At 34.3% G+C, this 15,399-nt stretch carries 17 protein-coding genes and 1 pseudogene; all 18 read left to right on the top strand.

Annotation, left to right across the window (positions count from 1 at the left end; genetic code table 11):
* Positions 1-726 precede the first annotated feature (726 nt).
* The 18 genes and pseudogenes from KA878_RS10210 to KA878_RS10295 all read left to right on the top strand — a co-directional run bounded on the left by KA878_RS10210 (position 727) and on the right by KA878_RS10295 (position 15,366).
* Positions 727-1,260, top strand: coding sequence for a GNAT family N-acetyltransferase (locus tag KA878_RS10210; protein ID WP_053031283.1), 534 nt, complete (start codon positions 727-729; stop codon positions 1,258-1,260).
* A 23-nt stretch (positions 1,261-1,283) separates the two neighbouring features.
* The gene (locus KA878_RS10215) at positions 1,284-2,624 is read left to right on the top strand and encodes an aminotransferase class I/II-fold pyridoxal phosphate-dependent enzyme (RefSeq protein WP_193839750.1); all 1,341 of its coding nucleotides are present in this window, start codon (positions 1,284-1,286) and stop codon (positions 2,622-2,624) included.
* 1 nt (position 2,625) lies between these two features.
* The gene (gene tmk, locus KA878_RS10220; protein ID WP_193839749.1) at positions 2,626-3,237 is read left to right on the top strand and encodes a dTMP kinase; all 612 of its coding nucleotides are present in this window, start codon (positions 2,626-2,628) and stop codon (positions 3,235-3,237) included.
* A 33-nt stretch (positions 3,238-3,270) separates the two neighbouring features.
* Positions 3,271-3,600, top strand: coding sequence for a cyclic-di-AMP receptor (locus tag KA878_RS10225; RefSeq protein WP_011276778.1), 330 nt, complete (start codon positions 3,271-3,273; stop codon positions 3,598-3,600).
* Positions 3,601-3,876: 276 nt separating this feature from the next.
* On the top strand, positions 3,877-4,803 hold the full coding sequence (locus KA878_RS10230) for a DNA polymerase III subunit delta' C-terminal domain-containing protein (RefSeq protein ID WP_193839748.1): 927 nt from the start codon (positions 3,877-3,879) through the stop codon (positions 4,801-4,803).
* 1 nt (position 4,804) lies between these two features.
* Positions 4,805-5,608: a PSP1 domain-containing protein gene (locus KA878_RS10235; protein ID WP_053031292.1), complete on the top strand. Its 804-nt coding sequence runs from the start codon at positions 4,805-4,807 to the stop codon at positions 5,606-5,608.
* A 15-nt stretch (positions 5,609-5,623) separates the two neighbouring features.
* Positions 5,624-6,022 carry a DNA replication initiation control protein YabA gene (gene yabA, locus KA878_RS10240; RefSeq protein ID WP_053031294.1) on the top strand — a complete coding sequence of 133 codons (399 nt, stop codon included), beginning with the start codon at positions 5,624-5,626 and terminating at the stop codon, positions 6,020-6,022.
* Between the two features lie 156 nt (positions 6,023-6,178).
* On the top strand, positions 6,179-6,904 hold the full coding sequence (locus KA878_RS10245) for a tRNA1(Val) (adenine(37)-N6)-methyltransferase (RefSeq protein ID WP_193839747.1): 726 nt from the start codon (positions 6,179-6,181) through the stop codon (positions 6,902-6,904).
* A complete protein-coding gene (locus KA878_RS10250) occupies positions 6,897-7,145 on the top strand; it encodes a GIY-YIG nuclease family protein (RefSeq protein WP_075108872.1) in 249 nt (82 codons plus the stop codon). The genes KA878_RS10245 and KA878_RS10250 overlap by 8 nt, the downstream gene beginning before the upstream one ends.
* Before the next feature lie 2 nt (positions 7,146-7,147).
* Positions 7,148-7,990, top strand: coding sequence for a 16S rRNA (cytidine(1402)-2'-O)-methyltransferase (gene rsmI, locus KA878_RS10255; RefSeq protein ID WP_193839746.1), 843 nt, complete (start codon positions 7,148-7,150; stop codon positions 7,988-7,990).
* A gap of 250 nt (positions 7,991-8,240) precedes the next feature.
* Positions 8,241-10,220 carry a methionine--tRNA ligase gene (gene metG / locus KA878_RS10260; protein ID WP_075108874.1) on the top strand — a complete coding sequence of 660 codons (1,980 nt, stop codon included), beginning with the start codon at positions 8,241-8,243 and terminating at the stop codon, positions 10,218-10,220.
* A gap of 29 nt (positions 10,221-10,249) precedes the next feature.
* Complete coding sequence (locus KA878_RS10265; protein WP_053031305.1) at positions 10,250-11,020, top strand: TatD family hydrolase; 771 nt, start codon at positions 10,250-10,252, stop codon at positions 11,018-11,020.
* Between the two features lie 142 nt (positions 11,021-11,162).
* Positions 11,163-11,711 (top strand): ribonuclease M5, encoded by a 549-nt coding sequence (gene rnmV, locus KA878_RS10270; protein ID WP_053031307.1) that lies wholly within the window; start codon positions 11,163-11,165, stop codon positions 11,709-11,711.
* A 3-nt stretch (positions 11,712-11,714) separates the two neighbouring features.
* Entirely contained in the window at positions 11,715-12,605 is an 891-nt protein-coding gene (gene rsmA, locus KA878_RS10275) for a 16S rRNA (adenine(1518)-N(6)/adenine(1519)-N(6))-dimethyltransferase RsmA (protein WP_193839745.1), read from the top strand.
* A gap of 99 nt (positions 12,606-12,704) precedes the next feature.
* The gene (gene veg / locus KA878_RS10280) at positions 12,705-12,968 is read left to right on the top strand and encodes a biofilm formation stimulator Veg (RefSeq protein ID WP_011276767.1); all 264 of its coding nucleotides are present in this window, start codon (positions 12,705-12,707) and stop codon (positions 12,966-12,968) included.
* Between the two features lie 311 nt (positions 12,969-13,279).
* Entirely contained in the window at positions 13,280-14,128 is an 849-nt protein-coding gene (gene ispE / locus KA878_RS10285) for a 4-(cytidine 5'-diphospho)-2-C-methyl-D-erythritol kinase (RefSeq protein ID WP_075108875.1), read from the top strand.
* Between the two features lie 16 nt (positions 14,129-14,144).
* Positions 14,145-14,969 (top strand): pur operon repressor, encoded by an 825-nt coding sequence (gene purR / locus KA878_RS10290; RefSeq protein ID WP_053031313.1) that lies wholly within the window; start codon positions 14,145-14,147, stop codon positions 14,967-14,969.
* 16 nt (positions 14,970-14,985) lie between these two features.
* Positions 14,986-15,366, top strand: a pseudogene (locus KA878_RS10295) (RidA family protein).
* Positions 15,367-15,399 lie beyond the last annotated feature (33 nt).

A 15,399-nucleotide genomic window follows, 5' to 3' on the forward strand; every position in this document is an offset into this window, starting at 1 on the left:
AGTAGGACGTTGCCAGGCAAAGTAATGAGACCGTAAGGTCTCTTTTTTTATGCTTAAAATCAAACCGAAAATTTAATGATATATATGTATAATGGCTTAACGAAGAGAAAGCGTTTGAAGCTGATGAATTGAGAAAATTGAGAAGCGAGTTTAGTTGAGCTAAAAGAGCAAGCAATTTTAGAAAAGGAAGAAAGATGCGAGCGCTTGCCTCGAAGTAAAGTAAGATTCTTAGCGCCGATGGTAGCTGATTTACGTTCCGCTAGAGTAGGACGTTGCCAGGCAAAGTACTGAGACCGTAAGGTCTCTTTTTTTTATGCTTAAAATCAAACCGAAAATTTAATGATATATATGTATAATGGCTTAACGAAGAGAAAGCGTTTGAAGCTGATGAATTGAGAAAATTGAGAAGCGAGTTTAGTTGAGCTAAAAGAGCAAGCAATTTTAGAAAAGGAAGAAAGATGCGAGCACTTGCCTCGAAGTAAAGTAAGATTCTTAGCGGCGATGGTAGCCGATTAACGTTCCGCTAGAGTAGGACGTTGCCAGGCAAATCGTATGGATGCGATGAGCCGATATCGAGATCGAAAGGTCTCTTTTTTTATGCTTAAAATTAAAAGGCTATAAATTTCAACTTTATATTCTGAAATAAAATATCCAACAAATAAAATTATTGAGTTACTTTACTTCATTAATTTACTTGCATAAACTGTAATTAAAGGAGTGCTAAAAATGATAATTAGAGCATTAGAAGAAACAGATTTACAATTTGTACATCATCTCAATAATGAATATACGATTATGTCTTATTGGTTTGAAGAGCCATATGAGTCATTAAGTGAATTAAAAACGTTATATCAAAAACACATTTTAGATGAATCAGAAAGACGATTTATTATTGAAGATAATCAGACATCTATCGGTGTAGTAGAGCTAGTAGAAATCAATTTTGTACATAGAAATTGTGAAATTCAAATTATTATAGACAGTCAATATGGTAATAAAGGATATGCTAAAAAAGCCTTTAAAATGGCGATTGATTATGCCTTTTTAGTCTTGAACTTGAATAAAGTATATCTCTATGTAGATGTGAATAATGAAAAAGCCGTGCACATATATAAAAAGGCAGGCTTTACTATTGAAGGTGAATTAAAAGAACACTTTTATACACAAGGGAAGTACAAAGATTCTTATGTTATGGGGTTATTAAAAACGAAGTGGATTGAGCAACGTAATGGCGATGATGATTTATCGCAAGTGCGCTAAATCTGTTAGAAAGTGTGTATAGTATGGAACTTCCAATTTTTGAAAAATTATCTCAATTGGTTAATGAAAAGGCTATTTCATTACACGTACCTGGTCATAAAAATGGGACAATTGGCCATATAAAAAATTTAGACTTTAAAATGGATATGACCGAAATTACTGGTTTAGATGATTTACATCACGCTGAAGATATCATATTGCAAAGTATGCAGCATTGTCGTAAACATCCAGACTATAATGCCTATTTCTTAATTAATGGTACAACATCAGGCATTTTATCAGTGATACAATCCTTTTCAAAAAGAAACGGGGACTATTTAATTAGTCGTAATGTTCACAAGTCCGTCTTTCATGGCTTAGATATTGTACAACAACCTGCGGATATACTTGCGATGACTAAAAGTAAGGATAGTGATCAATACTTAGGTCCAGACGTACATAATATGAAGTTTAATCATCAAAAGTTAGCAATTGTCACATATCCAAATTATTATGGTGAATGTTTTGATATTAATGAATTTGTTGATAGAGCACATAGTGAAGCAATCCCAGTATTAGTTGATGAAGCCCATGGTGCCCATTTTAACTTAGACCATTTTCCTAAGTCGGCGCTAGAAAGTGGTGCGGATTTTGTGGTGCAGTCTTATCATAAAACGTTGCCTGCGCTCACGATGGGTTCCATATTATTTATTCATAAAAATGCCCCGTTAAAAGATGAAATAGTTCGATATTTAGGGTATTTTCAAACGTCAAGTCCATCGTATTTAGTTATGGCTAGCCTTGAACTCGCACACCAATTTTATGTTGATTATGATAGTTCCATATTTTTGGAAAAAAGAAAGCAACTTATAGATACATTAAATAAGACTGGATTAACTACAGTCTGTGTGAGTGATCCTTTAAAATTATTAATTCAATATCCGGGATATTCTGGATTTGAAATACAAACATGGTTTGAACAATTAGGTATATATGTTGAATTAGCTGATGATAAGCAAGTGTTGCTTGTGTTGCCATTATGGCATGAAGATGATACGTATCCATTCGAAGCATTATTAAGCAAAATCACTTATTTGAACTTGCCAGTACGTTCAACGCGTAAACCAATGTCATCGATTCAACTTCCAGTCGATGAAGGCAAGTATTTCCCTAGTGAGAATGGTGAAGTAACATGGATGCATATTGATCATGCTGAGGATAGCATTTTAGCAGCGCATATTATACCATATCCACCGGGAATTCCTGTTTATTTAAAAGGGGAAAGAATAACCCGAAATATGATAAAATTAATGCGAGAATACCTTCAAAAAGGTGATAAAGTTGAAGGTATAAAAAATGAAAAAATATTAGTTAAGGATGAATGAAATGTCGGCATTTATAACGTTTGAGGGTCCTGAGGGTTCAGGTAAGACAACTATATTGCAACGTGTGTCTGAAAAGTTAGCACAGGATTATCAATTAATTGCTACTAGAGAACCAGGCGGTGTGCCAACGGGTGAAGAAATACGTAAGGTGGTATTGGAAGGTGCAAACATGGATATTCGCACGGAAGCAATGCTATTTGCTGCATCAAGAAGAGAGCATCTAGTAGAAAAAGTTGTGCCTGCGTTGAAAGATGATAAAATTGTCTTATGTGATAGATATATTGATAGTTCTCTTGCATATCAAGGTTATGCAAGGGGTATAGGTATTGAAGAAGTGAAACAATTAAATGACTTTGCAATTAATGGACTTTATCCAGATTTGACGGTTTATTTAGACATTACGGCTGAAGTTGGTAGAGATAGAATTCTCAAAAACCAACGAGATCAGAATCGACTTGATAAAGAAGATATTGCGTTTCACGAGAAGGTGATTGAAGGATATCGACAAATCATTCAAGAAACACCTGAGCGTTTCGCAGTAGTAGATGCGACACGTCATATTGATGATGTAGTCAATGAAACTTATGAGATAATCTTAAATTTTTTAAAATAATTATGATATAATAACTAGAAGAGGTGTTTTAAGATGAAGATGATTATAGCGATCGTTCAAGATCAGGATAGTCAGGAACTTTCAGACCAACTCGTAAAAAATAACTTTAGAGCTACAAAATTAGCAACGACTGGTGGATTTTTAAGAGCCGGTAACACTACTTTCTTATGTGGTGTAGATGATGATCGTGTAGATGATATTTTATCAGTTATCGATCATACTTGTGGTAATAGAGATCAACTTGTTTCACCAATGACACCAATGGGTGGTAGTGCAGATTCATACATACCATATCCTGTTGAAGTGGAAGTGGGAGGCGCTACAGTATTTGTAATGCCAGTCGAATCATTCCATAGATTTTAATAAATAAATTTTAAAACAATGAAAATGAAATTAAGACACCTTAGATGAATATACAGTATTCGAGGTTGGGACAAAACGGCTTATGCTCTGGGACACTAATGCATGGTGTTTAAAGGCAGGTTTAGTAAACTCATTTGCAACATGTTACGTTGTAGAGAAGCGTGATTCGACAAAATTTGAGTCATAATGTTGCTTATCAATGAGTTTGCCTAAATTCTAAATGCTTTGGTCCTAACCTCTTTTTATATTATAAAGTTGAATAAGGAGTAAGCAAGCATGGATGAACAACAAAAATTAGCGAATGCGTATCATTCAAATAAACTATCGCACGCCTATTTGTTTGAAGGTGATGATGCTCAATCAATGAAGCACGTCGCGATGGAATTTGCAAAACTTATTCTATGTAATGGGAATCAACAATGTGAAATGAAAGTAGAAACGTTCAACCAACCAGATTTCATGTATGTGTCATCTGAGGAGAATTCAATTAAGAAAGAACAAATTGAACAATTGGTTCACCGAATGAATCAATTACCAATTGAAGGCACACATAAAGTTTATATTATTGAGGACTTTGAAAAGCTTACTGTTCAAGGAGAAAATAGTATATTAAAATTTTTAGAAGAGCCTCCTGAGAATACGATAGCCATTTTGCTATCAACGAAGCCAGAACAAATTCTAGATACAATTCATTCACGTTGTCAGCATGTTTATTTTAAACCAAGTGATAAACAGCACTTTATAGATAGATTAGTTGAAGAAGATATCAATAGAGCTGTAGCGGAAATGTTAAGTAGCTATACTACGCAACTCGAAACAGCTAAAGGTTTAAATGAAGAACATGATTTAGTCGCACTTAGGAAAGTAATCTTACATTGGTGTGAGTTGTTATTAACAAATAAACCTATGGCGTTAATAGGAATAATAGAATTATTAAAGCATGCTAAAAATAGAAAGTTACAATCTCTAACGTTAGCAGCGGTAAATGCATTTTTTGAAGATATTATGCATGCCAAAATAGGGATTGATCATCATTTTATATACTCAGATTTAAAAGGTAACACAGAAAAATATGCGAGCCAGTTATCGTTAAATCAAATTATTATCATGTACGATCAAATTACAGAAGCGCACAAAAAATTAATGCAAAATGTTAATCCGACGCTTGTATTTGAACAAATAGTAATCAAAGGTGTGAGTTAGAATGCCAAATATCGTAGGTGTACAATTTCAAAAAGCTGGGAAATTGGAATATTATGCGCCTAAAGATTTAGACGTAAATGTGAATGATTGGGTTGTTGTCGAATCTAAACGTGGCATTGAAATTGGGAGTGTGAAATTCCCGCCTAAAGACGTTGAAGATGGTGATGTTACATTACCTTTAAAAGAAATCATACGTGTTGCTACTGATCAAGATATCGAAACGTATTATCAAAATGATAGAGATGCAACCGATGCATTACAGTTATGTAAAGACTTAGTTAAAGAACAACAGTTGGATATGCGATTAGTTAATTGCGAATATACATTAGATAAATCAAAAGTGATTTTTAATTTTACAGCAGATGATCGCATTGATTTCCGTAAACTTGTGAAACATTTAGCTCAAAATTTAAAAACGCGTATTGAGTTAAGACAAATTGGTGTTCGAGATGAAGCGAAATTATTAGGTGGTATCGGTCCATGTGGACGTTCGCTATGTTGTGCAACGTTCTTAGGGGATTTTGAACCGGTTTCAATCAAGATGGCTAAAGACCAAAACTTATCTTTAAATCCAACTAAAATTTCCGGTGCTTGTGGTCGATTAATGTGCTGCTTAAAATATGAAAATGATTTCTATGAAGAAGCAAGAGCACAATTGCCTGATTTAGGTGATAAGATTGTGACACCTGAAGGTAAGGGACAAGTTATCGGATTAAATATTTTAGACATCTCAATGCAAGTTAAAATCGATGGTTTAGAACAACCATTAGAATATAAAATGGAAGAATTAGAAGCTTTTAATTAAGGAGGCACGTTACTTTTGAACCGCAATGACCTATTTGAAAAAGTTGTAAGACTTGAAAGTAATGTTAATCAATTAAATCAAGAAATGAGTGAATTGAAAGCATTATCTATCCAACTTATTGAAGAAAATGTTGCATTACAAGTTGAAAATGATAACTTAAAATCATTAATGGCTAAGAGCGAACAAGACGTTGAAGCGGTTAAAGTTGCTAGCCGTGTTGAAAAAGACAACAAACCAGTGAGTAAGGAAAAAGATAATAAAAGTTCAATTAAACATGTAAAGAAACCATTACCAAGTAAGGATAATCTCGCTGTATTATATAGTGAAGGCTTCCATATTTGTAATGGAGAACTATTTGGTAAGCATCGCTATGGTGAAGATTGTTTACTATGTATGAATGTGTTAAATAGTTAGACCTTTGGCATATGTTTATTGCTAATGGGTGAAGGTACGTTGTTAAGATACATTGCAATTGCTTAAAACGTACGTTAATGATGAGGGATGGATTTCAACACTTTGAAATATATTGATGTGTTGCAAAGACATCTCTTTTTTAGGAGAAAACAGACCATGTTAAAAGTTAATGAGCGTATTGATGACTTATTTAAGGAAAATTTGAAAATTATCCAAAATGACGATGTTTTTTCATTTTCAACGGATGCATTATTGTTGGGGCATTTTACTGAAGTTAGAAAAAATGACAAAATACTAGATCTATGTGCTGGAAATGGTGTGATTGCACTCTTGTTATCATCTAAGGGCTCACAACCTATAGAGAGTATTGAGATACAGGAACAGCTCGTTGATATGGCGCGTCGCAGTTTCGAATATAATCGTTTAAACGATCGATTGCTAATGCATCATATGGATTTAAAAGAAGTATATCAAAACTTCAAACCATCGCAGTATACATTAGTTACGTGTAATCCACCCTACTTTAAAACGAATCAACGCAATCAGCATCAAAAGGAAGCACATAAAATAGCAAGACATGAGGTTAAGTGTACATTAGAGGATTGTATGATGGCGGCACGTCATTTATTAAAGCAAGGTGGCCGACTCATGATGGTTCATCGAGCTGAAAGGTTGATGGATGTCTTAACCGAAATGCGTAACGCGAGTATAGAACCCAAACGTGTAGTATTTATTTATAGTAAAATAGACAAATCAGCTGTTACGATAGTGGTAGAGGGACGTAAGAATGGTAATCAAGGGTTAACCATTGCACCACCATTTTACATCTATAACAACCAGGGTGACTATACTGATGAGATGAAAGAGGTATATTATGGCTAAGCATTATGTATACATTGTTAAATGCAAAGATGATTCATTATATACAGGTTATACTACAAATGTAGAAGCACGTATTGCGACGCATAATGCAGGAAAAGGTGCTAAATATACAAAAATAAGACGCCCGGTAGTGTTAGTTTATCAAGAAATGTTTGATTCAAAATCAGAAGCCATGCGCAGAGAATATGAAATTAAAACATTTACAAGACAACAAAAATTAAAAATGATTGGGGAGCGTTAAACATGGCGACATTATATCTAGTAGGGACGCCTATTGGTAACCTAGGTGATATTACTTTTCGGGCAATTGAAACTTTGAATCATGTTGATTTCATAGCTTGCGAAGACACACGAGTGACTAAAAAGCTTTGCAATCATTATGATATTCAAACCCCTTTAAAATCGTATCATGAACATAATAAAACGCAACAAACGGCATATTTAATTGATCTATTAAATGAAGGGTACAATGTTGCATTAGTGTCTGATGCAGGTTTACCTTTAATAAGTGATCCAGGTTATGAATTAGTAGTTGCTGCCCATAATCATGATATTCATGTCGAAACGGTACCTGGACCTAATGCTGGATTAACTGCGTTGATGGCAAGTGGCTTACCGTCTTATACGTATACTTTTTTAGGCTTTTTACCTAGAAAAGAAAAAGAAAAGATCGCGATATTACAGGAAAGAATGTATCAAGACAGTACTTTAATTATTTATGAATCTCCTTTTCGAGTAGTTGAAACATTAAAAGCCATTGCGAAAATTGATGAGACTAGACGCGTTGCAGTTGGTCGTGAATTAACGAAAAAGTTCGAACAAATTGTCATGCAAGATGTTGAACACTTATTACACGCATTTCAACAAGATGAAATTATGCAAAAAGGTGAATTTGTTATTTTGATTGAGGGCGCTAAGCCTCTTGAAACTGAACAATGGTTTGAATCATTGACCATATCTGAACATGTTGAACATTATATGTCAGAAAAAAAGATCAAACCTAAAAAAGCAATTAAGTTAGTTGCGGAAGAACGTCATATGAAGACTGGAGAGGTTTATGACATATACCACAATGTTAATGAATGATGTAGCGAAATTAGACACATCGGTTGATTATTTTTTCAAGGGAATTAGGCGATGAAAATCTTAGAAATCACCCATAAATTAATGAATTTATGGTAATGTTAATAGGATACGACACTAGAAAATGGATATGCGCTATAATGATAAATAACTAAATATTAAAGGAATATCGTGATGCGTTTAAGTATCAAAATGTATAAAAACAAATCGTAAGTATATAGTATTATTTTGTAAATGATGAGGAGGACTATTGATGGCGAAAGAAACATTTTATATTACAACCCCAATTTATTATCCAAGTGGTAATTTACATATCGGTCATGCATATTCAACGGTAGCAGGTGATGTGATTTCACGTTACAAGCGTATGCAAGGTTATGATGTTCGTTACCTTACTGGTACAGATGAACATGGCCAAAAAATTCAAGAAAAAGCCCAAAAAGCAGGTAAAACTGAATTAGAGTATTTAGACGAAATGATCAGTGGTATTAAAAAGCTTTGGAGTAAACTAGAAATCTCTAATGATGACTTCATCCGTACGACAGAAGAACGTCATAAACAAGTAGTTGAAAAAGTATTTGAGCGTCTTTTGAAACAAGGTGACATTTACCTTGGTGAGTATGAAGGATGGTATTCAGTACCTGATGAAACATACTATACTGAGTCACAATTAGTAGAACCTGTATATGAAAATGGCAAAATCGTCGGGGGTAAAAGCCCGGATTCTGGTCATGAAGTTGAATTAGTTAAAGAAGAAAGTTATTTCTTTAACATTAATAAATATACAGATAAATTATTAGCGTTTTATGATGCTAATCCAGATTTCATTCAACCACCTTCAAGAAAGAATGAAATGATTAATAACTTTATTAAACCAGGTTTAGAAGACTTAGCCGTATCACGTACATCATTTGACTGGGGTGTTAGAGTTCCATCAAATCCTAAACACGTTGTATACGTATGGATTGATGCACTCGTAAACTATATTTCTTCATTAGGTTATCTATCAGATGACGATGCATTATTCCAAAAATACTGGCCAGCAGATGTACATTTAATGGCGAAGGAAATTGTACGTTTCCACTCAATTATTTGGCCGATTTTATTAATGGCGTTAGACCTACCACTTCCTAAAAAGGTATTTGCACATGGTTGGATTTTGATGAAAGACGGTAAAATGAGTAAATCTAAAGGTAACGTTGTCGATCCAAACGTATTAATCGACCGCTATGGTTTAGATGCAACACGCTACTATTTAATGCGCGAATTACCATTTGGTTCAGATGGTGTGTTCACACCTGAAGCTTTTGTAGAGCGTACAAACTATGATTTAGCGAACGATTTAGGTAACTTAGTGAATCGTACGATTTCTATGATCAATAAGTACTTCCAAGGTGAATTACCTGCTTACGAAGGACCAAAACACGAGTTAGACGAAGATATGGAAGCAATGGCACTTGAAACAGTGAAACACTTCAATGAAAGTATGGAAAGTTTCCAATTCTCTGTGGCATTATCAACGGTATGGAAATTGATTAGTCGTACGAATAAATATATTGATGAGACGACACCATGGGTATTAGCTAAAGATGAGCATCAAAAGGATATGCTTGGTAACGTCATGGCACATTTAGTTGAAAATATTCGATATGCTGCAGTGTTATTACGTCCATTCTTAACACATGCACCTAAAGAAATCTTCAACCAATTAAATATTAATGAACCTGAATTGTTTGAATTAGAAAGCCTTGAGCAATACGGTGCATTGAAACAACCTATTATGGTAACTGAGAAACCAACGCCAATCTTCCCACGTTTAGATACTGATGCGGAAATAGCATATATTAAAGAATCTATGCAACCTCCAAAATCTGAAGAACCTAAAGAAGAAGCGGAAGTACCAAGTAAAGCACAAATTGATATTAAAGATTTCGACAAAGTTGAAATTAAAGCGGCAACTATTACAGATGCTGAAAATGTTCCAAAATCTGATAAATTACTAAAAATTCAAATCGATTTAGGCTCAGAACAACGACAAATTGTTTCTGGTATTGCTAAATTCTATCGTCCAGAAGATATTATTGGTAAAAAAGTAGCAGTAGTTACAAACTTAAAACCAGCAAAATTAATGGGCCAAAAATCTGAAGGAATGATTTTATCAGCTGAAAAAGACGGTGTTTTAACATTAGTTAGCTTGCCAAGTGCAATTCCAAATGGTGCAGTTATTAAATAGTAATAAAGTGTAAAATGAGGAGAGATAAAATGTTAATCGATACACATGTCCATTTAAATGATGAACAATATGCAGAAGATTTAACTGAAGTCATTTCTCGTGCGAGAGAAGCAGGTGTTGACCGTATGTTTGTTGTTGGTTTTGATACACCGACAATTGAACGTGCGATGACATTAATAGATGAATATGATTTTATTTATGGCATTATTGGTTGGCACCCTGTTGATGCTATTGATTTCACAGATGAACGTTTACAATGGATTGAACAATTAGCACAACATCCTAAAGTCATTGGTATAGGAGAAATGGGATTAGACTATCATTGGGATAAATCTCCAGCTGATGTTCAAAAAGATGTGTTTAGAAAGCAAATTGCGCTCGCTAAAAGGGTAAACTTGCCTATTATTATTCACAATCGTGAAGCGACGCAAGATTGTGTCGATATATTGATGGAAGAGCATGCTGAAGAAGTAGGCGGCATTATGCATAGCTTTAGTGGTTCTCCTGAAATCGCAGATGTGGTTATTAATAAATTAAATTTCCATATTTCTTTAGGTGGTCCAGTTACGTTTAAGAATGCTAAGCAACCTAAAGAGGTCGCAAAACATGTACCTATGGATAGATTATTAGTTGAAACAGATGCGCCTTATCTTTCACCTCATCCTTATAGAGGTAAACGTAATGAACCTGAACGTGTGACTTTAGTTGCACAACAAATTGCAGAATTACGTGGAATGACATATGAAGATGTATGTCGTCAGACTACCGAAAATGCTGAACGTTTATTTAAATTAAAATAATATGATATGTCTGAGAAAGATGTTAAACCGTGTCTGTCATGGTATGATTTTAGCAACATGACACACGGCATCTTTCTCATTTTTTATATGATGAGCAGTTATAATATATGTGAAATGAATTTGAAAGGTAAGGATTTTTATTATGAAAATCAATGAATTTATCGTCGTAGAAGGTAGAGATGATACAGAACGTGTAAAGTCGGCTGTTGAATGTGACACGATTGAAACAAATGGTAGTGCCATTAATAAAGAAACGTTAGCAGTCATCCAAAATGCACAAGAAACAAGAGGGGTGATTGTATTAACGGACCCTGACTTTCCAGGTGATAAAATACGACACACGATTACAGAACATGTTTCAGGCGTTAAACATGCGTATTTAGATCGAGAGAAAGCTAAAAATAAGCGTGGTAAAATTGGCGTTGAACATGCAGACCCCCAAGATATTAGAGATGCCTTAATGCATGTCAGCTCTCCTTTTGAAGAAGCGGAAGAGTCAATTGACAAAAGTGTGCTGATTGATTTAGGTTTAATCATCGGCAAAGATGCACGTCGTAGAAGAGACATATTAGGTCGTAAGTTACACATTGGACATTCAAACGGTAAGCAATTATTGAAGAAACTTAATGCATTTGGTTATACAGAAGCAGATGTGCGCGAAGCATTATCTATGGAAAAGGAGAGTGAATAAAAGGTGGAGAGAAAAGATATTGCGACACCTTCACGAACGCGAGCGTTGTTAGATCAATTTGGATTTAACTTTAAAAAAAGTTTAGGACAAAACTTCTTAGTAGATGTTAATATCATTCATAAAATTATAGATGCGAGTCAAATTGATGACCATACAGGTGTTATTGAAGTGGGACCTGGTATGGGGTCTTTAACAGAACAATTAGCGAAGCGTGCTAAAAAAGTGATGTCATTTGAAATAGACCAACGACTGATACCAGTTTTAAAAGAAACATTAGCGCCTTATGACAATATTACGATTATTAACGAGGATATATTGAAAGCAGACATTGCTAAAGCGGTTGAAACATATCTAAATGATTGTGACAAAATCATGGTCGTAGCTAATCTGCCGTATTATATAACAACACCAATTCTACTGAACTTAATGCAACAAGATATTCCGATTGATGGCTATGTTGTAATGATGCAAAAAGAAGTGGGAGAACGTTTGAATGCGCAAGTAGGAACGAAATCATATGGCTCATTATCTATTGTCGCACAGTACTATACTGAAACAAGTAAAGTGTTAACTGTGCCTAAATCTGTATTTATGCCACCACCTAATGTAGACTCCATAGTGGTTAAATTAATGCAAAGAGAAACGCCACTCGTTCACGTGGATAATGAAGAAGCGTTCTTTAAATTAGCTAAAGCAGCGTTTGCACAAAGACGTAAAACAATTAATAACAATTATCAGAACTTCTTTAAAGATGGAAAGCAGCATAAAGAAAGTATATTAAAATGGCTTGAGCAAACAGGTATTGATCCTAAAAGACGTGGAGAAACGCTATCAATACAAGATTTTGCACGATTGTATGAAGAAAAGAAAAAATTCCCAGAATTAGAAAATTAAATTGTTGACAAAGCGCGACTACATTGATAAAATTTAAATTTTGTTTGACAAAACACCTCGAAATATGGTATTATGTAACTTGTAGCGAGGTGGAGCAATATGCCAAAATCAATTTTGGACATCAAAAATTCTATTGATTGTCACTTAGGAAATCGTATTGTACTAAAAGCCAACGGTGGTCGTAAAAAAACAATCGAACGTTGTGGTGTGTTAAAAGAAACATATCCTTCAGTATTTGTTGTTGAATTAGACCAAGATAAGCATAATTTCGAAAGAGTTTCGTATACATATACGGATGTTCTTACAGAGAACGTACAAGTTTCATTTGAAGAAGATAATCATCAAGAAGTAGTTGCACACTAATTTAGACATAAATATAGAGTGGTTTAGTGTACTTCAACTCTATAATTAAAATGTATTGGGTGTTGGGCTTATTAAGTTCAACGCTCTTTTTTTGTAGCATCATAAAGGTTGTTTAGAATGTGGACAACAAAATGTGTCCAATCTTAATCATTTTACTTCAAAATAATAGAATTTCATCAGAAAACGTATATTAGTAGATTAAAATGATTGTTTTATTAAGATTTTACATAAATTTGTCATGTATCTATCAAATATTTTTAGTCTTTGTGTTAAAATCATCTTATTACTATTGATGAAGAGAGGGCGGAAAAATGATATATGAAACGGCACCAGCCAAGATAAATTTGACGCTCGATACACTTTTCAAAAGAAATGACGGATATCATGAAATTGCGATGATTATGACGACTGTTGATTTAAATGATCGCTTGTCTTTTCAAAAAAGAAAAGATAAAAAAATTGTTGTTGATATTGAACATAACTATGTTCCAAATGATCATAAAAATTTAGCTTATCGTGCAGCACAATTGATGATGGAGACGTATGATTTAAAAGAAGGTGTAACCATCACTATAGATAAAGATATTCCTGTTTCTGCCGGATTAGCAGGAGGATCGGCTGATGCAGCTGCTACAATGCGTGGCATTAATCGTCTGTTCAATTTAGATAAATCACTGCATGAATTGAGTGAGTTGGGTATTCAAATTGGGACAGATATTCCATTTTGTATTTATAACAGAACTGCAGTATGCAAAGGTAGAGGTGAGAAGATACGCTTCTTAAAAAAGCCACCTTCAGCTTGGGTTGTGTTGGCGAAGCCTAATTTAGGTATATCATCTCCAGATGTATTCAAGGCGTTGGATTTGGATGACACACATCATGTTGATACAGAAATGTGTGAACAAGCGATTGTTAATGGTAATTATCAACAGTTGTGCCAAAGTTTATCGAATCGTTTAGAACCAGTATCGATGTCAATGCATCCTGAAATTCGAAAAATAAAGAATAATATGTTGCAGTGTGGTGCAGATGGCGCGCTTATGAGTGGCAGTGGACCGACCGTATATGGACTTGCACAAAAAGAAAGCCAAGCGAAAAAATTATATAATGCTGTAAATGGCTGCTGTAATGAAGTGTATTTAGTTAGATTATTAGGATAGAAGGGTTGAACAACAAATGAGGTATAAAAGAAGTGAACGTATCGTCTTTATGACACAGTATTTAATGAACCATCCAAATCAGTTAGTACCTTTAACTTTTTTTGTGAAGAAATTTAAACAAGCTAAATCTTCAATTAGTGAAGATGTTCAAATCATTAAAAATACTTTCCAAAAAGAAAAATTAGGTACAGTTATTACGACAGCAGGCGCTAGTGGCGGTGTAACCTATAAACCGATGATGAGCAAAGAAGAAGCGTCAGAGATTATTGATGAAATTATTGAGCTACTTCAAGAGAAAGAACGATTATTACCGGGTGGCTATCTGTTCTTATCAGATTTAGTCGGAAACCCTTCTTTACTTAATAAAGTTGGCAAATTAATTGCTAGCATTTATATGGAAGAGGACCTTGATGCGGTTGTGACAATCGCTACAAAAGGGATATCACTTGCCAATGCGGTAGCGAACGTATTAAATTTACCTGTAGTAGTAATTAGAAAAGACAATAAAGTTACTGAGGGGTCTACTGTATCGATTAACTATGTGTCAGGCTCTTCTCGTAAAATCGAAACGATGGTACTTTCTAAACGTACGTTAGCTGAAAATTCTAATGTACTCGTCGTTGATGATTTTATGAGAGCAGGGGGTTCAATTAATGGTGTTATGAATCTGATGAATGAGTTTAAGGCACACGTTAAAGGGGTATCTGTACTTGTAGAATCAAAAGAAGTTAAACAAAGATTGATTGAGGATTATACTTCTTTAGTTAAATTATCTGATGTAGATGAATACAATCAGGAATTTAAAGTAGAACCTGGCAATAGTTTGTCTAAATTTTCTTAAAAGGAGTTTTTACATCATGAAAATGATTAACACTAACAAAGCACCAGAAGCTTTATGACCATACTCACATGCTATGGTTGTGAATAATTTAGTATTTACATCTGGACAAATCCCATTAGATACTGAAGGGAATATTGTCAGTGATGATGTAAAAGAACAAACAAAACAAGTGCTAGACAATTTGTCTGTAGTACTTGAAGAAGCTGGTTCGGATTTAAACTCAGTTGTGAAAGCAACCATCTTTATCTCCGATATGAATGAATTTCAACAAATAAACGAAGTATATGGTAGTTATTTCAGCGAACATCAACCAGCACGTAGTTGTGTTGAAGTTGCACGCTTACCTAAAGACGTTAAAGTTGAAATTGAAGTTGTAGGTAAAGTAAAAGGAATATAATTTCCTTGATTAGAAAATTGTCAAGCTTCTAAC

Source organism: Staphylococcus sp. GDY8P57P, from assembly GCF_017892585.1.
Classification (GTDB): domain Bacteria; phylum Bacillota; class Bacilli; order Staphylococcales; family Staphylococcaceae; genus Staphylococcus; species Staphylococcus borealis.

Bases quoted from the DNA above. Each gene is read 5' to 3' on its own strand.
- KA878_RS10210 (WP_053031283.1), top strand. From the start codon at position 727: ATGATAATTAGAGCATTAGAAGAAACAGATTTACAATTTGTACATCAT.
- KA878_RS10215 (WP_193839750.1), top strand. From the start codon at position 1,284: ATGGAACTTCCAATTTTTGAAAAATTATCTCAATTGGTTAATGAAAAG.
- tmk (WP_193839749.1), top strand. From the start codon at position 2,626: ATGTCGGCATTTATAACGTTTGAGGGTCCTGAGGGTTCAGGTAAGACA.
- KA878_RS10225 (WP_011276778.1), top strand. From the start codon at position 3,271: ATGAAGATGATTATAGCGATCGTTCAAGATCAGGATAGTCAGGAACTT.
- KA878_RS10230 (WP_193839748.1), top strand. From the start codon at position 3,877: ATGGATGAACAACAAAAATTAGCGAATGCGTATCATTCAAATAAACTA.
- KA878_RS10235 (WP_053031292.1), top strand. From the start codon at position 4,805: ATGCCAAATATCGTAGGTGTACAATTTCAAAAAGCTGGGAAATTGGAA.
- KA878_RS10245 (WP_193839747.1), top strand. From the start codon at position 6,179: ATGTTAAAAGTTAATGAGCGTATTGATGACTTATTTAAGGAAAATTTG.
- KA878_RS10250 (WP_075108872.1), top strand. From the start codon at position 6,897: ATGGCTAAGCATTATGTATACATTGTTAAATGCAAAGATGATTCATTA.
- rsmI (WP_193839746.1), top strand. From the start codon at position 7,148: ATGGCGACATTATATCTAGTAGGGACGCCTATTGGTAACCTAGGTGAT.
- metG (WP_075108874.1), top strand. From the start codon at position 8,241: ATGGCGAAAGAAACATTTTATATTACAACCCCAATTTATTATCCAAGT.
- KA878_RS10265 (WP_053031305.1), top strand. From the start codon at position 10,250: ATGTTAATCGATACACATGTCCATTTAAATGATGAACAATATGCAGAA.
- rnmV (WP_053031307.1), top strand. From the start codon at position 11,163: ATGAAAATCAATGAATTTATCGTCGTAGAAGGTAGAGATGATACAGAA.
- veg (WP_011276767.1), top strand. From the start codon at position 12,705: ATGCCAAAATCAATTTTGGACATCAAAAATTCTATTGATTGTCACTTA.
- ispE (WP_075108875.1), top strand. From the start codon at position 13,280: ATGATATATGAAACGGCACCAGCCAAGATAAATTTGACGCTCGATACA.
- purR (WP_053031313.1), top strand. From the start codon at position 14,145: ATGAGGTATAAAAGAAGTGAACGTATCGTCTTTATGACACAGTATTTA.